Origin of the sequence: Klebsiella sp. GN_Kp190 (assembly GCF_040061795.1) — a bacterium.
Taxonomy (GTDB): Bacteria; Pseudomonadota; Gammaproteobacteria; order Enterobacterales; family Enterobacteriaceae; genus Klebsiella; species Klebsiella michiganensis.
This window is the reverse complement of record NZ_JBEAFN010000072.1, coordinates 66,956-86,834: the sequence shown is the minus strand read 5'-3', so window position 1 is coordinate 86,834 and position 19,879 is coordinate 66,956. Positions and strand designations below refer to the sequence as shown.

Here is a 19,879-nt window from a genome sequence, read left to right as displayed (position 1 = left end):
TGTCAGGCCTGCGGTCGGGCTGTAGGCCTGAGCAGGCCCGGCATTAGTGGCCAGGCAGCAAATTCCAGAACGCATTAATCAGCGGCTCATGCAGCCGCTTTTTTGGCGCGCAGACGCCAAGCTCAAACGGGGTTTTCTCGTCGCTACGCTCCAGAATCATCACGCGATTGCGCACTGGCTCAGGGCTGTTTTCCAGCACCACCTCCGGCAACAGCGCGACGCCGCAGCCGAGCGCCACCATGGAGACCATGGCTTCATGCCCGCCCACCGTGGCGTAAATTGACGGATTACTGATTTTATGGCGGCGAAACCATAGCTCAATGCGGCGACGCACGGGGCCCTGGTCGGCCATAATAAAGGGTACCGTTGCCCAGTCAGGCTTCTCCACTGAGACCTGGTTACGAACCGGACAAGGCAGCGCCGGGGCGATCAGCACCACCGCCAGATTCTCCAGCATGGAAAAAGCCACCGCGCCGGGCAGCGTTTCCGGTTTCCCGGCAATCGCCAGATCGGCCTCACCCGTCACCACTTTTTCCATCGCATCAGCGGCATCGCCGGTGGTGAGCTTTATTTCCACCGAGGGATGCTCGGCGCGGAACCGATCGAGAATCGGCGGCAGATGGCTATAAGCGGCCGTCACCGAACAGAAGATATGCAGTTCGCCCGACAGCGACGGACCTTGCTGATCGATAGTGTGGCGCAGCTGCTGATACTGCAACAGCGTCTGCTGGGCAAACGTTCGTAGCTCTTCTCCCGCTTCGGTAAGCGTTACCGTGCGGTTATCACGGACAAACAGCGGCTGCCCGAGGTCTTCCTCCAGGCGCTGAATTTGTCGGGAAAGCGTGGAGGGGCTGACGTGCATCGCCCGCGCGCTGCGGCCAAAATGGCGGCTTTCAGCCAGATGCAGGAAGGTTTTCAGATCGCGTAAATCCACCGGCGGCACTCCACGATTTTACATTGCAGAAATTGCAACGTGACGTTGTGAATATATCAATTTCCGCAATAAATTTCCTGTTGTAATGTGGGTACATTCTCGCTGAAAGGCGAACCGAACAAAATAAGACACACAACATCACGAGGTATCACCATGGCTAACTACTTTAATACACTGAACCTGCGCCAGCAGCTGGCGCAGCTGGGCAAATGTCGCTTTATGGGTCGCGACGAATTCGCCGATGGCGCAAGCTACCTTCAGGGTAAAAAAGTGGTCATCGTCGGCTGTGGCGCTCAGGGCCTGAACCAGGGTCTGAACATGCGCGACTCCGGTCTGGATATCTCCTACGCGCTGCGTAAAGAAGCGATTGCCGAAAAGCGCGCATCATGGCGCAAAGCAACCGAAAACGGCTTCAAGGTGGGTACCTACGAAGAGCTGATCCCGCAGGCCGATCTGGTGGTTAACCTGACGCCGGACAAACAGCACTCTGACGTTGTACGTTCCGTTCAGCCGCTGATGAAAGACGGCGCGGCGCTGGGCTACTCTCACGGCTTCAACATCGTGGAAGTTGGCGAGCAGATCCGTAAAGATATCACCGTTGTGATGGTGGCGCCGAAGTGCCCGGGTACCGAAGTACGTGAAGAGTACAAACGCGGTTTCGGCGTTCCGACCCTGATCGCGGTTCACCCGGAAAACGATCCGAAAGGCGAGGGTATGGCCATTGCTAAAGCCTGGGCTGCGGCGACCGGCGGTCACCGTGCGGGCGTGCTGGAGTCGTCCTTCGTTGCCGAAGTGAAATCCGACCTGATGGGCGAGCAGACCATCCTCTGCGGTATGCTGCAGGCCGGTTCTCTGCTGTGCTTCGATAAGCTGGTGGAAGAGGGTACCGACCCGGCATACGCCGAAAAACTGATTCAGTTCGGCTGGGAAACCATCACCGAAGCGCTGAAGCAGGGCGGTATCACTCTGATGATGGATCGTCTGTCTAACCCGGCTAAGCTGCGTGCTTACGCGCTGTCCGAACAGCTGAAAGAGATTATGGCGCCGCTGTTCCAGAAGCATATGGATGACATCATCTCCGGTGAATTCTCCTCCGGCATGATGGCTGACTGGGCCAACGACGATAAAAAACTGCTGACCTGGCGTGAAGAGACCGGCAAAACCGCGTTCGAAACCGCACCGCAGTTTGAAGGTAAAATTGGCGAGCAGGAGTACTTCGATAAAGGCGTTCTGATGATCGCAATGGTGAAAGCGGGCGTTGAGCTGGCGTTTGAAACCATGGTGGATTCCGGCATCATCGAAGAGTCCGCTTACTACGAATCACTGCACGAGCTGCCGCTGATCGCCAACACCATCGCTCGTAAGCGTCTGTACGAAATGAACGTGGTTATCTCCGATACCGCTGAATACGGTAACTACCTGTTCTCTTACGCTTGCGTACCGCTGCTGAAAGAGTTCATGACCACCCTGCAGACCGGCGACCTGGGCAAAGCGATTGCCGAAGGCGCGGTAGACAACGCTCAGCTGCGCGACGTGAACGAAGCCATTCGCAGCCACGCTATCGAGCAGGTTGGTAAGAAACTGCGCGGCTATATGACCGACATGAAACGCATTGCGGTAGCGGGCTAATTCCCCGTCGTCTTTCAACTTGCAGATGCGTTGGTTGCGTTCGTACACCCCAGTCACATAGTTATCTATGCTCCTGGGGCTGTACTCACTTGCCGCCTTCCTGCAAGCTGAAATCCTTAGGGGAAAGCTGTGAGATAAAAAACCGGTGCAATTCAAAGACACCGGTTTTTTTAATTGCGGTACAGCACCTTGATGATGTGATAACCAAACTGGGTGTGCAGCGGGCCGGTCGGCTCCAGCACCGGGCAGGAGAAGACGACTTTATCAAACGCCGGCACCATCTGGCCCTGGCGGAATTCACCTAAATCGCCACCGCGTTTGCCTGACGGGCAGATCGAGTGCTTCTTCGCCAGTTTACCGAAATCGGCGCCGTTTTTAATTTGCTCCAGAAGATCCAGTGCCAGCTGCTCTTCTTTAACCAGGATATGCAGTGCTGCTGCCGTTTTTGCCATGATCGTACCTTGATGGAATAGGAGATGAATCAGGGCGCAATAGTAGCATGGGCTAGCGGCGATACAGCACCTTAATGATGTGGTAGCCGAATTTGGTTTTGACCGGTCCGTAAGGCTTGAGCAGCGGGCAGCTGAAGACCGCCTTATCGAACGGCCCGACCATAACGCCTTGATTAAACTCCCCGAGATCGCCGCCGTTGCGTCCGGATGGGCACTTTGAATAGCGCTTTGCCAGATGATCGAAGCTCACGCCACGTTCCAGTTTGGCGAGGATCTCTTGCGCCAGCTTCTCTTCTTTTACCAGGATATGCAGGGCTGCTGCGCTCTTTGCCATTATTTTGCTCTCATGTCTCAAAGATATCCCGTTACTTTACCATCCGCTTTGGTCGCGGACCTATACTCTTCGCCATCGCGGGACAGGTGTCTCGCCTGATAGACGGAAGCGGGAGATGGGCAACACTTTTCTTCGGCGTTTTCCCTCTGGCCGGGGACAGCCGTCCTGTCCTTATCGTCGTGGAGCGAGATAACATGGATACAATGAAAAAACCTGAATTTTCAGTCGGCTGGCTTTCCGGGCTGAGCGAGATTGTGCGCGATCCGCTGCTCTATGAATTACTGAAATATTGTCCTCTGGAGATCATGCGGCGCTGGCGCTTCGAAGACATTCCGCGCGGTGATTTTATCTGCCGACAGGGGGAAGTGTGCCAGCGTTTTTCGCTGATTATCGCCGGTGAGGTAGACGTTTTCTATGAGGCTGAAGACGGGCGCCGCTACCGCCAGGCCCGCTACCGTAAAGGCGACATGGTGGGCGAACTCGAGATCTTTGAGTCGCGTCATTACATCTGCTCGGTGGTGGCGGTGGACCATGTGCAGCTCCTGAGCCTGTCGCAGGAACATTTCTGCCGCTGGCTGGCGCTGGATAACCACTTTAACCAGCGGATGCTGCGCTTCTTTAGCCAGCAATATTATCAGCTATCGAAAAAGGCCAGCAGCGACAATCTCTACTCGCTGCATCAGCGGGTGTGTCAGGCGCTATGGCTGCGTTATCAACAGGATGGCGCGAATGAAATCTTGCTGGATAAGCAGAATCTTAGTCAGGAGTTCGCGGCGACGACCCGCAGCATTAACCGTATTTTGCATGACCTGAAAGCGCTACAGATTATTGATACCGATGGTGAACGCATTGTGTTGTTAGCTCCTGAAAAACTGAAGCAGGAGGCTGATATCGGATAACCGCAAGAGTAAGGAGGCGGGAGAATGTCGCTGCAACCCCATATCCAGTTAAGCAAAGAGATGACCGGCGCGCGGTACGCGCTGCTGCCGGGCGACCCGCAGAGGGTCGACCGCATCGTCAATTTTCTTGATAATCCACAGCTGCTCGGTCAGAACCGGGAGTTTCGCGCCGCGCGCGGCTGGTATCAGGGCATCGAGATTTTGGTGCTCTCCACCGGCATCGGCGGACCCTCCACGGCGATCGCCATTGAAGAGCTGCGCCAGATTGGCGTAACAACCCTGATTCGTATCGGCAGCTGCGGCGCATTGCAGGATAATCTTGCGCTCGGCGATGTGATTATCGCTCACGCTGCGGTGATGGATGATGGTACCAGCCGAACCTATGCGCCGGCGGGCTATCCGGCCTGCGCCGACCCGCTGCTGACCTGGGAACTGGTGGCGCAGGCGCGGCAAATGAACATCCCCGCCGCGTGCGGGCTGGTGCGCAGCCACGACAGTTTCTATACCGATCGTGAGGCGGAACTGGATGCGCAGTGGTCGGCGCGAGGCGTTCTGGGTGCGGATATGGAGAGCGCCGCTCTGATGACTATCGGCGCGCTGCGCGGCCTACGTACGGCATCATTACTCAACGTGGTTGTTGCCCACAACGGTTGCCTGGATAGCAGCATCAATGATTATGTCCAGCAGGAGGCGCTGTGCCAGCAGGGCGAAGAACGGCAAATTACCCTGGCGCTGCGCGCCATTTATTCCGCTAGCCAGCAAGGAGGTTTGTGATGGACTTTTTTAGCATTAACAATGTGATGGTCAACATTCCTCTCGGCGAAGGCGGCTATGCGCTATCGTGGATTGAGGCTATCGGTACCGTATTCGGCCTGCTGTGCATCTGGTGCGCCAGCCGGGAAAAAATCATCAACTATCTGTTTGGCCTGATTAACGTCACGCTGTTTGCGGCGATCTTTTTCCAGATCCAGCTCTATGCCAGCCTGCTGCTGCAGGTCTTTTTCTTCGCTGCCAATATTTACGGCTGGTACGCGTGGAGCCGGCAAAACGAGGCGCAGGAGGCCGCGCTCAAGGTACGCTGGCTTTCCCGTCAGCAAACGCTGGCGCTGGGCGGCGTCTGCGCGGTGGCGATTGTGCTGATGACGCTGTTTATCGATCCGGTGTTCGCGACGCTCACTCGTATCATGATTGCTCTGCTGCAAACGTTCGGTATGCAGGTCGCGATGCCCGACCTCCAGCCCGACGCCTTCCCGTTCTGGGATTCCACCATGCTGGTGTTGTCGATTGCCGCCATGGTGCTGATGACGCGTAAATTCGTCGAAAACTGGCTGCTGTGGGTGGTTATCGACGTGATTAGCGTGGTTATCTACGCGGTACAGGGCGTTTACGCCATGTCGCTTGAGTATGTCCTGCTGACGGCGATCGCGGTAATGGGTTCATACAGCTGGATCAAAAGCGCACAGCGTAACGGCTATACGCCGCTTGCCGCGGCCGCATCCTGATTGACCGATTTCCAGGCTGCCTGAATGGGCAGCCTGTTGCTCTCTGTGCCCCTCTTTCTGCTACAATCCCCACCCCGTTCGAAGATTGAGCAAAAGACTCCCATGCGTTTAAATCCTGGCCAACAACAAGCCGTCGAATTCGTTACCGGACCGTGCCTGGTGCTGGCGGGTGCCGGTTCCGGTAAGACCCGCGTGATTACCAATAAAATCGCCCACCTGATCCGCGGCTGCGGCTATCAGGCGCGTCATATCGCGGCGGTCACCTTTACCAACAAGGCGGCGCGCGAAATGAAAGAGCGCGTCGGGCAAACGCTGGGACGCAAAGAGGCGCGCGGCCTGATGATTTCCACTTTCCACACGCTGGGGCTGGATATCATCAAACGCGAATACGCCGCGTTAGGGATGAAATCAAACTTCTCGCTGTTCGACGATACCGACCAGGTGGCGCTGTTAAAAGAGCTCACCGAAGGGCTGATCGAAGACGATAAAGTGGTGCTTCAGCAGCTGATCTCGACGATCTCCAACTGGAAAAACGATCTGCAAACCCCTGCTCAGGCCGCCGCTGGGGCGAAAGGGGAGCGGGATCGGATCTTTGCTCACTGCTACGGGCTGTACGACGCGCACATGAAAGCCTGCAACGTACTAGACTTTGACGATCTGATCCTGCTGCCAACGCTGCTGCTGCAGCGCAACGAAGAGGTGCGGGAGCGCTGGCAGAATAAGATTCGCTATCTGCTGGTGGATGAATACCAGGACACCAACACCAGCCAGTACGAGCTGGTGAAACTGCTGGTGGGACAGCGGGCGCGCTTTACCGTGGTCGGCGATGACGATCAGTCGATCTACTCCTGGCGCGGCGCGCGGCCGCAGAACCTGGTCCTGCTAAGCCAGGATTTCCCGGCGCTGCAGGTGATCAAGCTGGAGCAAAACTACCGTTCTTCCGGGCGCATCCTGAAGGCGGCTAACATCCTGATTGCCAATAACCCACACGTTTTCGAGAAGCGTCTGTTTTCCGAACTGGGCTATGGCGTAGAGCTGAAGGTGCTCTCTGCCAATAACGAAGACCATGAGGCGGAGCGCGTTGCCGGTGAACTGATCGCGCATCACTTTATTAATAAAACTGCCTATAAGGACTACGCGATTCTGTATCGCGGCAACCATCAGTCGCGGGTTTTTGAAAAGATGCTGATGCAGAACCGCATCCCGTACAAAATTTCCGGCGGCACGTCGTTCTTTTCCCGCCCGGAAATTAAAGACCTGCTGGCCTATCTGCGCGTGCTGACTAATCCCGATGATGACAGCGCTTTCATGCGCATCGTCAATACGCCAAAGCGTGAAATCGGTTCGGCGACGCTGAAAAAGCTGGGTGAATGGGCGATGGGGCGCAATAAAAGCATGTTTACCGCCAGCTTCGATATGGGCCTGACCCAGACCCTGAACGGACGCGGCTATGAGTCTTTGACCCGCTTTACCCACTGGCTGCGGGAGATCCAGCAGCTTTCAGAGCGTGAACCGATTGCCGCCGTCCGCGATCTGATCCGCGGCGTGGATTATGAATCCTGGCTCTATGAGACCTCGCCCAGCCCGAAAGCCGCCGAAATGCGGATGAAAAACGTCAATACGCTGTTCACGTGGATGACCGAAATGCTCGAAGGCAGCGAGATCGATGAACCGATGACGCTCACTCAGGTCGTTACCCGCTTTACCCTGCGCGATATGATGGAGCGCGGCGAGTCGGATGAGGAGACGGATCAGGTGCAGCTGATGACGCTTCACGCGTCAAAGGGGCTGGAGTTCCCCTACGTCTACCTGGTTGGTATGGAAGAGGGGCTGCTGCCGCACCAGAGCAGCATTGATGAAGACAACGTCGATGAAGAGCGCCGTCTTGCCTACGTAGGTATCACCCGCGCGCAGAAAGAGCTGACTTTTACCCTGTGCAAAGAGCGCCGTCAGTACGGCGAGCTGGTGCGGCCGGAGCCGAGCCGTTTCCTGCTGGAACTGCCGCAGGACGACCTGATTTGGGAGCAGGAGCGCAAAGTGATTTCGCCGGAAGAGCGCATGCATAAAGGCCAGGCGAACGTCGCCAACATCAGGGCGATGCTGGCGAAAGCGCGTAAATAGCGGCTAGCGGCTGTTTTGCTGTTGAATCTGGAACTGACGTAGCGCTTTGCGACCGGGTGCGCCGTCTGAACCGGGTTGACTGACGACAATGGCCGCCACTTCATTGCCCAGCCGCGTTGCCTGCTGCAGATCCATCCCGCAGGCCAGCCCGGCGATCGTACCGGCACAGTGGCTGTCTCCTGCGGCAATCGTGTCGTGGACCTTCACGCGGCAGGCCGGAATATGCTGCGGTGCTGCGTCAGGTTCAACCACCCATGCGCCATCCTTATCAAACCGACAGATCGCCCGAATATGCCAGTCGCTGGCGAGCCGTGAGGCGGCATCAAGGGTCGCGCTATCCAAATCGTATAAACGCGCGCACAGCACGCTGAGTTCATCGCGATTCAGGGTGAGCAGGGGGCGTTTGCGCAGCAGCGCCTGGATAAAGTGAATATCCAGGTCGCACAGACGCGGGCCAAAATCGACGAACAGCGTTTTATCTTCCGTCTGGGCAAGGATCCACTGGCGCAGCGCTTCGCTGGCCAGTTCGTATCCCGAGACGTAAATAATCGCCTCCCTCGGCAGCGGTATTTGCGCTAATAGTTCATCAGTCCAGTGCTGTTCGCAGCCCTCAATGGTGATAAACGTCCGCTCTTTGCTGGCTTCGACAAGAGCCAGACACCAGCCGTTATCGTGGGTGGGATGGCGCAAGAGGACGGGCAAGTTTTCCAGCGCCATTTTTTGCGCAACGGCCTGCCCCCAATCGCCATTGCCTACCGGTATGGCGTTAATGGGAAACAGTTCGAGGCGCGAGAGCGCGCGGGCGACGTTGAACGCACAGCCGCCAATCTGCCGTCCGCCGTCGCGGGCGGAGACATCGCTACCGCTTTGCGGCAGCGCATCGAGATGGAGAATAATGTCGCCAAAAGCGGCGCCGATAACCACGATCGGCCGCTGAGGCGATAGCAGGTCAGCGCTGATTGTCACGGCAGGCCCCCTTTCTCGTTCCGAAGGCGAGATACAGCGCCAGGCTCAGAATAAAAGAGACGAATAACCCGAGGCTGGAGTCCGCGAAAATACCGACCGCGAAAGGTCCGTCGATAAAACCGGTTTTAGAGACCATCAATCCTGCCAGCGCACCGACAATCCAGCAGCCCAGCGCGGTACGGTTTGCGCCGCTCTCCCTGAATAAATCAGCTTCAGGATATCCGGCACGGCGGCGCAGCCGATAAAAATCGACCATAAAGATGGCGGCCCAGGCGGCCAGAAATACGCCGCAGAAAATCAAAAACGCGATGAACGGCCCGAGAAAATCTTTCGAGACAAACAGCACGTAGAGGGCAATCCCCAGCACCAGCACGGCGTCGAGGGCCACGGCGGAACGCTGCTGTAGCTTAATCCCCATGCTTAACAGGTTAAGGCTGGCGGAATAGAGGCTCAACACGGCGATGGTCACGACCCCGGCGGTAGCCGCGGCCAGATAGGGGATTGCCATCCACGAAGGCAGCAGTTTACCGATCGCTGAAATGGGGTTCTCGCTGGAGGCCAGATCGGGGATCTGCGCGGTAAGCAGTATTCCGGTGAGCATCAGCAACAGCAGCGGGAGGGCGGCGCCGCTGACCACGGCGAGAAAAATAGGCTTTTCCCCGGAGTCAGGGCGCTGATCGCGACTATAGTCGGCGCCGGCGATAGCCCAGCTGATGCCGGTGCCTGCGGCAATAATAGACACGGCAGGCAGAAAGCCGGTCAGCCAGCTGCCTGAAGGCAGCGCGAGGATGGCCTGCCAGTCCGCGGTGAAGAGTAAATAGATCACCACCAGCAGCGTCATGGCGCCAAAGATCCGGGTGATCCATTTTTGCATCATCAGCACGGCGTTTTGCCCGAGCACGCTGACCAGTACGGTCAGCCCGCCAAACAAGAAAAGCGACAGCGCGGTGGTGGTCAGACTCTCTTCAAAACCCATGGCGGCAAACAGCGCGACGAGGGTGAGCGTGCCGGTAATGATATTGACTGCTTCCCAGCCCATCAGATTCACCCAACAGAAGCTGGTGGGGGCGATATTACCGCGTTTGCCAAAAATGACGCGGGAGAGGGTTAGCGTCGTCGTACGACCAATTTTCCCGGCGATGCTGGTGATGCCGACCAGCGCAAAGGAGGCGACGCCCGCCACGGCGGCCAGAATCGCCTGCCAGAATGAGAGGCCGAACGACACTATCACCGCGCCGTAAACGACGCCAAGAATGCCAATATTCGCGGCGCACCAGACGAAAAACAGCTGGACCGGTTTCTGGGTCTGGTGGACCGGGGGGACCAGACCGATCCCTAATTCTGCCATTCCGGGATCTGCCGCCTGGATATTTCCATCGTATGAAGCTTTGCTGTCCATAGTGATACCCTCTGTGAATTATGCTAAGCGGTAGCCTGCAAGCCGCTGTGCGTAAGGCGTGAAGTCGATGCTGTTGGCCTGCTTAATCCGTTGTATATGTTCTTCAGGAAAAGCCTCTATGCCATGAAGCGCGCCGCAGATGGCGGTGGCCATCGCGCCAATGGTGTCGGTGTCGCCGCCTAAATTGGCTGCCAGCATAGCGCATTTCATAGGCTGCGTTTTTGCCAGCTCAACCAGAGCAATCGCTGCGGGGACGGACTCGATAATATCCATACCGGCGCCGATGTCCTCATAAATCCGTTCAATACCCGTCAGATGGTCAGTCTCCCCGGCGATCGTTTCCAGCGCCAGGTGGATACGGTTTCCCAGTAGTGGACTAAAAGTGGACTCATAATGGCGCTGCGTCTCATTGGCGAGCGACGCCAGCTCCGTTTTAATTAACGGCCATTCGGCCCCTTCAATGGCGCGGCCGATCGCCCAGGCAATGACCACCGCGCCGGCGATAGCGATATCTGATTTATGCGTCGGCAGGCAGGATAGCCGCACTTGCTCAATGAAAAACGTTCTGTCCCCGGTGGGCAGTAGACAGCCCATCGGCGCCACGCGCATTGCCGCGCCGTTGGTTACGCCGTTGGCCGCGATCTCCTCCAGCGGCTGCCCCTGTTCAAGCGCGATCAGGGAAGCCTTCGAGGTCGGGCCAAGAATATTTTTTTCAAAGGCCTGACAGCGTCTGGCCCACAGCAGAATATGCCTGGCGATGACCAGTGGATCGGTCACGCCGTTGGTTTCATTCAGGGCATCCATGAGTGCGATGCACTGATGGGTATCATCGGTGAACTCAGCGGCGCGAAATTCGCAGGCCGCAATATTCTCTTTCGGTCCGGGGAGGAAGCGCTCAATCCAGCCAAAATGGTTGATAATTCGGCGCTTAGGCCACAGTTCGGAAGGCATACCCATCGCATCACCAATGGCTTGCCCATAAAGGCAGCCGAGGATGCGGTTTTGGGTGGTATAGGTAGGGTGAATAGCAGACATCATCGGCTCCCTGGAAGAAATGAATAAAAGTTATACTAAAAGTAGATCCAGATTAAGTCCAGTTAAAGTCCTTTGTGGCCATGCTGTGATCGAAGACGCATTCTGAAAGAAAAGTGAGAAGCTAAAAAAGGGTGGGGAGACGTTATGAGGGGGCTATTGATTCCAGTATGGATCCACTATGATAAATCCACTGCCACTGAATTCCGGAAGACTACGACATTATGCCGCAATCGCTGCTTGAGTATATAAAAGGGCGTCTGAATGCAGAGGCTCCCGCGCCGCTTTATATTCAACTTAAACAAGCTATTGAAGCGGCAATGACCGAGCGGTTGCTGACGCACGGCAGCATCCTGCCTTCCGAACGCAAAATGTCGCAGACGCTTGAGCTATCGCGCGTGACGGTCGTGAAGGCGCTTGATGCGCTGCTGGAGGCCGGGCTGGTTATTAAACGCCACGGAAAAGGGACCGAGGTGAATCTGCCGGTAAGCTATAACCTTGCCAGCGGCGGATTTTCTGCCCAGCTACAAAATTCAGGCACGGTGTCCAACCGATGGCTGGTGAGGGAAAAGCTGGCGGCGGATGATTTTCTGGCCCGTGAGCTGGAGATCGCGGTCGGCGATCGGGTGGCGAAAATCAAACGCGTCCGTCTGGTCGATGCCCTCCCGGTGTCTCTCGAAACCATGTTTATCCCCGAGCGTTTCTTACCCCGCCCGGATCTACTTGAAGGTTCGCTGTACGCGCACTGGGCGGAAAATGATATTTATCCCGATCTTCAGGATTACTCACTGACGGTGCATATTCCTTCGGCGGAAGAGCTGAATTTGCTCGACCTGCCGCAAGGCGTGCCATTGATGAAAATTACGCTGAAAAGCCGCAATGCTCAGGGAGAGGTGCTTGAGTACGGAACCGCATTCTGCCTGAGCAATTACTTTAATTTTGATTTCAGAGTGAAGCTGCAATAAGCGCTTTGGCATGGCCGGTGTATAAAACCCGCCATCGCTTTATGCGAGAGCGGATCGTAGCCGACTACTGCTCGTTAAGCCGCAGCGGCCAGTGAACGTAGCTCTGCCACTGGCACTCCTGTTCGACCATTTCCCGGCCCAGCGGATGATTCTCCAGCCAGCCCTGCGGCAGCGTTAACGTCAAATTTTCATCTTCGGCAGCCAGCGTAAGCATCGGCAGCAGATCGTCGCGTCGGCGGCTGGCAAACAGAATCGCCAGACGCAGCAGACGGCACATATGCTCCGCGACTCTCGGAGGCACCGCGTTTTGTTGATGAATGGATGAAAGGTCGACGGCGTTGGTTTGGTTTAACAGCAGCGTCGCCAGCAGCTTCTTTTGTGCGGGGGTAAAGCCGGGCAGGTCAAGATTGCGCACCAGCCAGGCGGCGTGCAGGGGGGCCTGCTTGTACTCCACGCTCAGACCAATTTCATGCAGCTGGCAGGCACTTTGCAGCAAATCGAAGCATAGCGGCTCAATTTCCCAGCTGTTTTCCACCTGATGAACGAAATGGGCGGCCAGTTGGGCAACGCGCTGTGCCTGTTCAGTATCAACCAGAAACCGGCGCTGAATATTGCGTAAGGTACGACTGCGAATATCCTGATCGATCGACAGGTGCAGCATGCCGTAGACCAGACCTTCACGCAGCGCGCCGCCGGCGAGCGTCATACACTGAATATTCAGCTCGCTGAAGATGGCCATAAGAATCGCCAGCCCGCTGGGAAAGACGAGCGCCCGTTCAAGCGTCAGGCCTTCGATCTCCAGCTCTTCCAGACGACCGCACTGAATGGCGCGCTGTTTGAGCTGCTGTAGCTTGGCTAAGGTGATGCGTTCATCCATCCCCTGCGCCATCATGATTTCCTGTAACGCCTGAACCGTACCGGACGCCCCGACGCACACTTTCCAGCCGTGATAGCGCAGCACATCGGCGACGGGACGCAAAACTTCACGCGCGGCGGTTTCGGCCTGGTCAAAGTTCTCTTTGGTCAGGCTGCGATCGGCAAAGTAGCGTTCCAGCCAGGTCACGCAGCCCATGGACAGGCTGAAAAGCGAGGTGGTTTGCGCACCGGTACCGGTAACCAGTTCGGTGCTGGCGCCGCCAATATCCACGACCAGACGCTGATCTGCGCCGCCTGTTGTATGCGCAACGCCCTGATAAATCAGGCGCGCTTCCTCTTCACCGCTGATAACCTGAACCGCGCAGCCGAGAATTTCCCGCGCTTTCTCCAGAAACTCACCGGCGTTAACCGCCAGGCGCAGCGTCGCTGTGGCGACCACGCGGATTTGCGTCGGGGGGATATCCTGCAAACGCTCGGCAAACAGGCGTAAACATTGCCAGCCGCGCTCCATGGCTTCCGCCGAGAGCGTATTGTCGCCGCTGAGTCCAGCGGCCAGACGGACTTTGCGTTTGATACGACTCAGGGTCTGGATGCTTCCGGCAACCTCGCGTACAACCAACATATGAAAACTATTGGAGCCAAGATCGATAGCGGCATAGAGCGAGGTGGAGCTCATACACTTCATCCTTCAAGTTGCCTCTGTGTTGGCTGCGTTCTCTTACCCGAATCACTTACCAGCGTCAGCTTGCCGCGATTCGCTTTCCTGCGGCCTTGATGCAACTTGAATGATTTTGTGTATGGCATAGTGCTTTAACCTGAACGACGACGATTACGTGGCGGACCGTTACGACGCGGGCCGTTGCCTGGGCGCGGGCGCGTAAGACGTAGAGGTCTGGGCAGTTCAGTCATCAGCGCGTCCGAATTATATTTGCTGACCGGAATTGAATGACCGATATAGGTTTCAATTGCCGGCAGATTCAGCGCGTACTCTTCACAGGCCAGGCTGATGGAGTGACCGCTGGCGCCAGCGCGGCCGGTACGGCCAATACGGTGAACGTAGTCTTCGCAATCGTCCGGCAGGTCGTAGTTAAAGACGTGCGTAACGGCCGGAATATGCAGACCGCGGGCGGCAACGTCGGTTGCGACCAGAATGTCGATATCGCCGCGGGTAAATTCATCGAGAATGCGCAGGCGTTTTTTCTGCGCAACGTCGCCGGTTAACAGACCAACGCGATGGCCGTCCGCCGCCAGGTGACCCCAGATATCTTCACAACGATGTTTGGTGTTGGCGAAAATAATCGCGCGATCCGGCCACTCTTCTTCCAGCAGCGTCTGCAGCAGGCGCATTTTTTCTTCGTTGGAAGGATAGAACAGCTCTTCTTTAATACGGTGGCCCGTTTTCTGCTCAGGCTCAACTTCGACGTACTCGGCGTTGTTCATTTGTTCGAACGCCAGTTCACGGACGCGATAAGAAAGGGTGGCAGAGAACAGCATGTTCAGGCGCTGATTCGCTGGCGGCATACGGCGGAACAGCCAACGGATATCTTTAATAAAGCCGAGATCGTACATACGATCGGCTTCGTCAAGTACGACAACCTGAATGGCGCCGAGGTTAATATGGTTCTGTTTGGCGTAGTCGATAAGGCGACCGGTGGTACCGATCAGAATATCCACGCCGCTTTCCAGCACTTTCAGCTGCTTATCGTAGCCGTCGCCGCCGTAAGCCAGGCCGAGTTTCAGACCGGTAGCCTGCGCCAGCGGTTCGGCGTCAGCGTGGATCTGAACCGCCAGTTCACGCGTCGGCGCCATGATCAGCGCGCGCGGCTGGTTGACCTGGCGGTCAGCGATCGCCGGGTGAGTGAGAAGATAATGAAACGTTGACGTCAGAAACGCCATCGTTTTACCGGTACCGGTTTGCGCCTGCCCGGCGACATCGCGACCTTCCAGCGTAAGCGGGAGGGCGAGTGCCTGAATGGGTGTACAATTATGAAACCCTTTCTTTTCAAGGGCTTCAATCACTGCCGGGTGCAGGGCGAAGTCGGAAAACTTCTGTTCTGTTAAATGTGTTTTGCTCATAGTGTGGTAGAATATCAGCTAACTATTGCATTAAGAAAGCGTATCCGGTGAAATAACGTCAACCTTTCGTTGGCTATGTATGAAATTATTCAAGGTGCGTCTGCGGCAACTGAACGAATCTTCGAAAGCTTAGACTACTAAGCGAGGCGAGGGTGACAAATCTGCGATAAGCCGGTTTGAACGCTGGTTGCTTTATCTTTTGCGGGGCAAAGTTCATGATGGGCATTGTGATGCAGAGAGATAAAAGAGGCATTCTGAAGAACAGCGTGCATAACGTAGCATCGACACGTCGTTGATGGCCGCGACACCAACACACCAGGCTTATTCCTGTGGAGTTAAATATGAGCGATAAAATTATTCACCTGACTGACGACAGTTTTGACACGGACGTACTCAAGGCTGACGGGCTAACCCTCGTCGATTTCTGGGCAGAGTGGTGTGGTCCGTGCAAAATGATCGCCCCGATTCTGGATGAGATCGCTGAAGAGTATCAGGGCAAACTGACCATTGCGAAACTGAACATCGATCAGAACCCGGGTACTGCGCCGAAATACGGCATTCGCGGCATCCCGACCCTGCTGCTGTTCAAAAATGGCGAAGTGGCGGCGACCAAAGTTGGCGCGCTGTCCAAAGGCCAGCTGAAAGAGTTCCTCGACGCCAACCTGGCGTAAGCGGCTTGTTCTCCCGGCGTCCAGCGTCCAATTTTTTGCGGATCTCTGGACGCCCGGCGAGAGTCGTGCTAAGTTAATCTCAGACTTCGTTTTAAACATACCTTTGTTTGAATCTTGTTTTACCCAAAGCGTCCCGCAAAAATGCGCGTGAGGCTTATAATCCGGGCTTATCACTCATTCCGTTTAGTCGTTTCAGTTCTGCGTTCTTTCCTGTGACCAGGCAACGTACAGACACGAGATGAAGGCCGTTAACAGGCATGGATGTTCCTGCCATACCATTCACAACATTAAGTTCGAGAATTACCCCGAGTTTAAGAACCCACACCATTATGAATCTTACCGAATTAAAGAATACGCCGGTTTCTGAGCTGATTACTCTCGGCGAAAATATGGGGCTGGAAAACCTGGCCCGTATGCGTAAGCAGGATATTATTTTTGCCATCCTCAAGCAGCATTCGAAGAGTGGCGAGGATATCTTTGGCGATGGCGTACTGGAGATACTGCAGGATGGATTTGGTTTCCTCCGTTCAGCAGACAGCTCCTACCTCGCCGGTCCCGACGACATCTACGTATCCCCCAGCCAAATCCGCCGCTTCAACCTCCGCACTGGTGACACCATTTCCGGTAAGATTCGTCCTCCTAAAGAGGGTGAGCGTTACTTTGCGTTGTTGAAAGTTAACGAAGTTAACTACGATAAGCCGGAAAACGCGCGTAACAAGATTCTGTTCGAGAACTTAACCCCTCTGCACGCAAATTCACGTCTGCGTATGGAGCGTGGTAACGGCTCAACGGAAGACTTAACCGCTCGCGTCCTGGATCTGGCATCGCCGATCGGCCGCGGCCAGCGTGGTCTGATTGTTGCGCCGCCGAAGGCCGGTAAAACCATGCTGCTGCAGAACATCGCGCAGAGCATTGCGTACAACCATCCTGATTGCGTTCTGATGGTACTGCTGATCGACGAACGTCCGGAAGAAGTGACCGAGATGCAGCGTCTGGTTAAAGGTGAAGTTGTCGCTTCTACCTTTGACGAGCCGGCATCTCGCCACGTTCAGGTTGCCGAGATGGTTATCGAGAAAGCGAAGCGTCTGGTTGAGCATAAGAAAGACGTTATCATCCTGCTCGACTCCATTACCCGTCTGGCGCGTGCCTACAACACCGTCGTCCCGGCTTCCGGTAAAGTGTTGACCGGTGGTGTGGACGCTAACGCCCTGCATCGTCCGAAGCGTTTCTTCGGTGCCGCGCGTAACGTGGAAGAGGGCGGCAGCCTGACGATTATCGCTACGGCGCTGATCGATACCGGTTCTAAAATGGACGAAGTTATCTACGAAGAGTTTAAAGGCACCGGTAACATGGAGCTTCACCTCTCTCGTAAGATCGCAGAAAAACGCGTCTTCCCGGCTATCGACTACAACCGTTCCGGTACCCGTAAAGAAGAGCTGCTCACCACTCAGGAAGAGCTGCAGAAGATGTGGATCCTGCGTAAAATCATTCACCCGATGGGTGAGATCGACGCGATGGAATTCCTCATCAATAAACTGGCGATGACCAAAACTAACGATGACTTCTTCGACATGATGAAGCGCTCGTAAGCTAAAAACGCCAGAGAACGCCACGCTATTGCGTGGCGTTTTGTTTTCCGGGTTTGTATGATCCAGGAAGGGAAAACAAAATGGGTCTTAACGTATGATATGCGCAGGATGATGGCAGGCAGAGACGGCTTTAACAGTCTAAAATTTCTACAATAAATTTGTAATGTTCTGCTTTGCCCCTTCTGGAGTTGAGGCATCATCGTTATACTTCCCGGATTAACTATGCTGAGAGCACATGCGTTGTGAATTTACTCACTGCTATTACTGAATTAATCAGTATTTTCTTATTCACCACCCTGTTTATATTTATCGCTCGCAAGGCGGCAAAAAGAGTTGGGCTGGTGGATAAACCTAACTATCGCAAACGGCATCAGGGTTTGATTCCGTTAGTCGGTGGTATTTCAGTTTTCGCAGGTATTTGTTTTACGTTTGCTATCGCCGATTATTACATTCCCCACGCTCGGTTATACCTGGGATGTGCCGGGGTGCTCGTGCTGGTCGGTGCGCTGGACGACCGCTTTGATATCAGCGTAAAAATTCGCGCGGTTATTCAAGCCGCTATCGCCGTCATTATGATGATGGTGGGTAATCTTCATCTTAGTAGCCTCGGTTTTATATTCGGCTCATGGGAGCTGGTGCTCGGCCCTTTTGGCTTCTTCCTCACGCTGTTCGCCGTCTGGGCGGCGATCAACGCCTTCAATATGGTTGATGGTATCGATGGGCTGCTTGGCGGTCTGTCGTCAGTCTCTTTCGCGGCAACGGGCATTATCCTGTGGTTTGATGGCCAGTACAGCCTGGCGATGTGGTGTTTTGCCATGATCGCCGCCATTTTGCCCTATATTTTACTTAACCTCGGTGCGCTTGGTCGTCGCTATAAGGTCTTTATGGGTGATGCCGGCAGCACCATGATTGGCTTCACTATCATCTGGATCCTGCTGGAGACCACGCAGGGAAAAACGCATCCTATCAGCCCGGTCACGGCGCTGTGGATTATCGCTATTCCGTTGATGGATATGGTGGCGATTATGTACCGTCGCCTGCGCAAAGGGATGAGCCCATTCTCCCCGGACCGTCAGCATATTCATCATTTAATCATGCGCGCCGGGTTTACTTCCCGTCAGGCGTTTGTGCTGATCACCCTGGCCGCCGCGCTGCTGGCCCTGGTTGGCGTGGTGGCGGAATACACCCGCATTGTTCCTGAATGGGTGATGTTAATACTCTTTTTGTTAGCCTTCTTTCTTTATGGCTACTGCATTAAACGCGCCTGGAAAGTGGCGCGCATGGTTAAGCGCATTAGACGCAGAATACGGCGACACAGCGGCAATAATCCAAATTAACCAAGTCAATCTGGGGACGTGATGACTCAACCATTACCGGGAGCACAAACAGTGAACGTTGAGAACGAGCTGGATATTCGCGGGCTGTTTCGCGCCTTATGGGCCGGAAAAAGCTGGATAGCAGGTATCGCAGTGCTCTTTGCACTGATTGTTCTGGTTTATACCTTTTTTGCTCGTCAGGAGTGGAGCGCGACGGCGATTACCGACCGACCGACGGTGAACATGCTGGGGGGATACTATTCACAACAGCAGTTCTTACGCAATCTCGATATCAAGGCCAATCTCGTCTCTGTCGATCAGCCTTCGGTCATGGACGAAGCATATAAAGAGTTCATCATGCAGCAGGCGTCGTGGGATACCCGCCGCGACTTCTGGTTGCAAACGGACTACTACAAGCAGCGCCAGTCGGGTAACGCTCGCGCCGATGCCGCGCTGTTGGATGACCTGATTAACGATATCCAGTTCATGCCCGGCGATGCGCTAAAAAGCATCAACGATAGCGTGAAGCTGACGGCAGAAACCGCGCCTGATGCCAACAATCTGCTGCGCCAGTATGTGGCTTTCGCCAGCCAGCGTGCGGCAGGGCATCTGAATGATGAGCTCAAAGGCGCCTGGGCCGCGCGTACCGTACAGATGAAAGCGCAGGTGAAGCGCCAGGAAGAGGTGGCGCGAGAGATTTTCAATCGCCGCATGCACAGCGTGGAACAGGCGCTGAAAGTCGCGCAGCAGCACAACATCTCCCGCAGCGAAACCGATATTCCACCAGACCAGCTGCCGGATTCCGAGCTGTTTTTACTGGGGCGTCCAATGCTGCAGGCCCGGCTGGAAAATCTGCAGGCGGTGGGGCCGCAGTACGATCTTGATTATGACCAAAGCCGCGCCATGTTAACGACGTTGAACGTGGGGCCGACCCTGGACCCGCGTTTTCAGACTTACAGGTATTTGCGAACGCCTGAAGAACCGGTAAAACGCGATAGCCCGCGCCGCGTGTTTCTGATGGTGATGTGGGGGATTGTGGGCGCGCTCATCGGCGCAGGCGTTGCGTTATCGCGTCGCCGTGTCCAGTGAATGCGGCCTGTGGTGAAGGACATTCAGCC

The 19,879-nt window shown here is 55.5% G+C and carries 18 protein-coding genes; 10 read left to right on the top strand and 8 right to left on the bottom strand.

The genetic code is table 11. The features are described 5' to 3' along the window. Positions 1 to 43 precede the first annotated feature (43 nt). Positions 44 to 934, bottom strand: coding sequence for an HTH-type transcriptional activator IlvY (gene ilvY, locus ABLU67_RS26435; RefSeq protein WP_004097479.1), 891 nt, complete (start codon positions 932 to 934; stop codon positions 44 to 46). Positions 935 to 1,087: 153 nt separating this feature from the next. Between ilvY and ilvC the strand changes: the two genes are divergently transcribed. After that, complete coding sequence (gene ilvC / locus ABLU67_RS26430; RefSeq protein ID WP_003018001.1) at positions 1,088 to 2,563, top strand: ketol-acid reductoisomerase; 1,476 nt, start codon at positions 1,088 to 1,090, stop codon at positions 2,561 to 2,563. A 170-nt stretch (positions 2,564 to 2,733) separates the two neighbouring features. Here the strand turns inward: ilvC and ppiC (ABLU67_RS26425) are convergent, their stop codons facing one another. Both ppiC (ABLU67_RS26425) and ppiC (ABLU67_RS26420) read right to left on the bottom strand, forming a co-directional pair. Further along, positions 2,734 to 3,015 carry a peptidylprolyl isomerase PpiC gene (gene ppiC, locus ABLU67_RS26425; RefSeq protein ID WP_004097481.1) on the bottom strand — a complete coding sequence of 94 codons (282 nt, stop codon included), beginning with the start codon at positions 3,013 to 3,015 and terminating at the stop codon, positions 2,734 to 2,736. A gap of 52 nt (positions 3,016 to 3,067) precedes the next feature. Beyond that, the gene (gene ppiC / locus ABLU67_RS26420; protein ID WP_004127352.1) at positions 3,068 to 3,349 is read right to left on the bottom strand and encodes a peptidylprolyl isomerase PpiC; all 282 of its coding nucleotides are present in this window, start codon (positions 3,347 to 3,349) and stop codon (positions 3,068 to 3,070) included. 194 nt (positions 3,350 to 3,543) lie between these two features. Between ppiC (ABLU67_RS26420) and ABLU67_RS26415 the strand changes: the two genes are divergently transcribed. The 4 genes from ABLU67_RS26415 (at position 3,544) to rep (ending at position 7,871) form a co-directional block, all read left to right on the top strand. Next, entirely contained in the window at positions 3,544 to 4,248 is a 705-nt protein-coding gene (locus tag ABLU67_RS26415; RefSeq protein WP_004097483.1) for a Crp/Fnr family transcriptional regulator, read from the top strand. A 24-nt stretch (positions 4,249 to 4,272) separates the two neighbouring features. Continuing rightward, the gene (locus ABLU67_RS26410) at positions 4,273 to 5,022 is read left to right on the top strand and encodes a nucleoside phosphorylase (protein WP_004097486.1); all 750 of its coding nucleotides are present in this window, start codon (positions 4,273 to 4,275) and stop codon (positions 5,020 to 5,022) included. Further along, on the top strand, positions 5,022 to 5,750 hold the full coding sequence (gene pnuC / locus ABLU67_RS26405; RefSeq protein WP_004097491.1) for a nicotinamide riboside transporter PnuC: 729 nt from the start codon (positions 5,022 to 5,024) through the stop codon (positions 5,748 to 5,750). Before ABLU67_RS26410 ends, pnuC begins: the two co-directional genes overlap by 1 nt. 102 nt (positions 5,751 to 5,852) lie before the next feature. Further along, on the top strand, positions 5,853 to 7,871 hold the full coding sequence (gene rep / locus ABLU67_RS26400; RefSeq protein WP_014227450.1) for a DNA helicase Rep: 2,019 nt from the start codon (positions 5,853 to 5,855) through the stop codon (positions 7,869 to 7,871). A 3-nt stretch (positions 7,872 to 7,874) separates the two neighbouring features. On the opposite strand, the gene ABLU67_RS26395 is transcribed toward rep, so the two are convergent. Genes ABLU67_RS26395 through ABLU67_RS26385 form a run of 3 tightly spaced genes read right to left on the bottom strand, consistent with a single transcriptional unit; the run spans position 7,875 to position 11,271 of the window. Continuing rightward, the gene (locus tag ABLU67_RS26395) at positions 7,875 to 8,837 is read right to left on the bottom strand and encodes a PfkB family carbohydrate kinase (RefSeq protein WP_348852597.1); all 963 of its coding nucleotides are present in this window, start codon (positions 8,835 to 8,837) and stop codon (positions 7,875 to 7,877) included. Then, on the bottom strand, positions 8,821 to 10,236 hold the full coding sequence (locus tag ABLU67_RS26390; RefSeq protein ID WP_014837065.1) for a cytosine permease: 1,416 nt from the start codon (positions 10,234 to 10,236) through the stop codon (positions 8,821 to 8,823). The genes ABLU67_RS26395 and ABLU67_RS26390 overlap by 17 nt, the downstream gene beginning before the upstream one ends. A gap of 18 nt (positions 10,237 to 10,254) precedes the next feature. Beyond that, positions 10,255 to 11,271, bottom strand: a complete 1,017-nt coding sequence (locus tag ABLU67_RS26385) for an ADP-ribosylglycohydrolase family protein (RefSeq protein ID WP_348852598.1) — start codon at positions 11,269 to 11,271, stop codon at positions 10,255 to 10,257. Between the two features lie 221 nt (positions 11,272 to 11,492). Between ABLU67_RS26385 and ABLU67_RS26380 the strand changes: the two genes are divergently transcribed. Further along, positions 11,493 to 12,233, top strand: coding sequence for a GntR family transcriptional regulator (locus ABLU67_RS26380; RefSeq protein WP_032720758.1), 741 nt, complete (start codon positions 11,493 to 11,495; stop codon positions 12,231 to 12,233). 64 nt (positions 12,234 to 12,297) lie between these two features. Here the strand turns inward: ABLU67_RS26380 and gppA are convergent, their stop codons facing one another. Beyond that, positions 12,298 to 13,794, bottom strand: coding sequence for a guanosine-5'-triphosphate,3'-diphosphate diphosphatase (gene gppA, locus ABLU67_RS26375; protein ID WP_160743202.1), 1,497 nt, complete (start codon positions 13,792 to 13,794; stop codon positions 12,298 to 12,300). A gap of 125 nt (positions 13,795 to 13,919) precedes the next feature. Further along, positions 13,920 to 15,185, bottom strand: a complete 1,266-nt coding sequence (gene rhlB, locus ABLU67_RS26370; RefSeq protein WP_004127388.1) for an ATP-dependent RNA helicase RhlB — start codon at positions 15,183 to 15,185, stop codon at positions 13,920 to 13,922. Between the two features lie 341 nt (positions 15,186 to 15,526). Between rhlB and trxA the strand changes: the two genes are divergently transcribed. The 4 genes from trxA (at position 15,527) to wzzE (ending at position 19,850) form a co-directional block, all read left to right on the top strand. Further along, complete coding sequence (trxA, locus tag ABLU67_RS26365) at positions 15,527 to 15,856, top strand: thioredoxin TrxA (protein ID WP_004097507.1); 330 nt, start codon at positions 15,527 to 15,529, stop codon at positions 15,854 to 15,856. A 329-nt stretch (positions 15,857 to 16,185) separates the two neighbouring features. Continuing rightward, positions 16,186 to 17,445, top strand: a complete 1,260-nt coding sequence (gene rho / locus ABLU67_RS26360; RefSeq protein ID WP_002883293.1) for a transcription termination factor Rho — start codon at positions 16,186 to 16,188, stop codon at positions 17,443 to 17,445. Between the two features lie 242 nt (positions 17,446 to 17,687). Beyond that, positions 17,688 to 18,782, top strand: a complete 1,095-nt coding sequence (gene wecA / locus ABLU67_RS26355) for a UDP-N-acetylglucosamine--undecaprenyl-phosphate N-acetylglucosaminephosphotransferase (protein WP_004097511.1) — start codon at positions 17,688 to 17,690, stop codon at positions 18,780 to 18,782. 21 nt (positions 18,783 to 18,803) lie between these two features. Beyond that, positions 18,804 to 19,850, top strand: a complete 1,047-nt coding sequence (gene wzzE, locus ABLU67_RS26350; protein WP_014227454.1) for an ECA polysaccharide chain length modulation protein — start codon at positions 18,804 to 18,806, stop codon at positions 19,848 to 19,850. Positions 19,851 to 19,879 lie beyond the last annotated feature (29 nt).

What these genes read in the sequence shown, in the direction of transcription:
- ilvC (WP_003018001.1), top strand. Translation starts at nt 1,088, where the DNA reads ATGGCTAACTACTTTAATACACTGAACCTGCGCCAGCAGCTGGCGCAG.
- ppiC (WP_004097481.1), bottom strand. Translation starts at nt 3,015, where the DNA reads ATGGCAAAAACGGCAGCAGCACTGCATATCCTGGTTAAAGAAGAGCAG.
- ppiC (WP_004127352.1), bottom strand. Translation starts at nt 3,349, where the DNA reads ATGGCAAAGAGCGCAGCAGCCCTGCATATCCTGGTAAAAGAAGAGAAG.
- ABLU67_RS26415 (WP_004097483.1), top strand. Translation starts at nt 3,544, where the DNA reads ATGGATACAATGAAAAAACCTGAATTTTCAGTCGGCTGGCTTTCCGGG.
- ABLU67_RS26410 (WP_004097486.1), top strand. Translation starts at nt 4,273, where the DNA reads ATGTCGCTGCAACCCCATATCCAGTTAAGCAAAGAGATGACCGGCGCG.
- pnuC (WP_004097491.1), top strand. Translation starts at nt 5,022, where the DNA reads ATGGACTTTTTTAGCATTAACAATGTGATGGTCAACATTCCTCTCGGC.
- rep (WP_014227450.1), top strand. Translation starts at nt 5,853, where the DNA reads ATGCGTTTAAATCCTGGCCAACAACAAGCCGTCGAATTCGTTACCGGA.
- ABLU67_RS26390 (WP_014837065.1), bottom strand. Translation starts at nt 10,236, where the DNA reads ATGGACAGCAAAGCTTCATACGATGGAAATATCCAGGCGGCAGATCCC.
- ABLU67_RS26385 (WP_348852598.1), bottom strand. Translation starts at nt 11,271, where the DNA reads ATGTCTGCTATTCACCCTACCTATACCACCCAAAACCGCATCCTCGGC.
- ABLU67_RS26380 (WP_032720758.1), top strand. Translation starts at nt 11,493, where the DNA reads ATGCCGCAATCGCTGCTTGAGTATATAAAAGGGCGTCTGAATGCAGAG.
- gppA (WP_160743202.1), bottom strand. Translation starts at nt 13,794, where the DNA reads ATGAAGTGTATGAGCTCCACCTCGCTCTATGCCGCTATCGATCTTGGC.
- rhlB (WP_004127388.1), bottom strand. Translation starts at nt 15,185, where the DNA reads ATGAGCAAAACACATTTAACAGAACAGAAGTTTTCCGACTTCGCCCTG.
- trxA (WP_004097507.1), top strand. Translation starts at nt 15,527, where the DNA reads ATGAGCGATAAAATTATTCACCTGACTGACGACAGTTTTGACACGGAC.
- rho (WP_002883293.1), top strand. Translation starts at nt 16,186, where the DNA reads ATGAATCTTACCGAATTAAAGAATACGCCGGTTTCTGAGCTGATTACT.
- wzzE (WP_014227454.1), top strand. Translation starts at nt 18,804, where the DNA reads ATGACTCAACCATTACCGGGAGCACAAACAGTGAACGTTGAGAACGAG.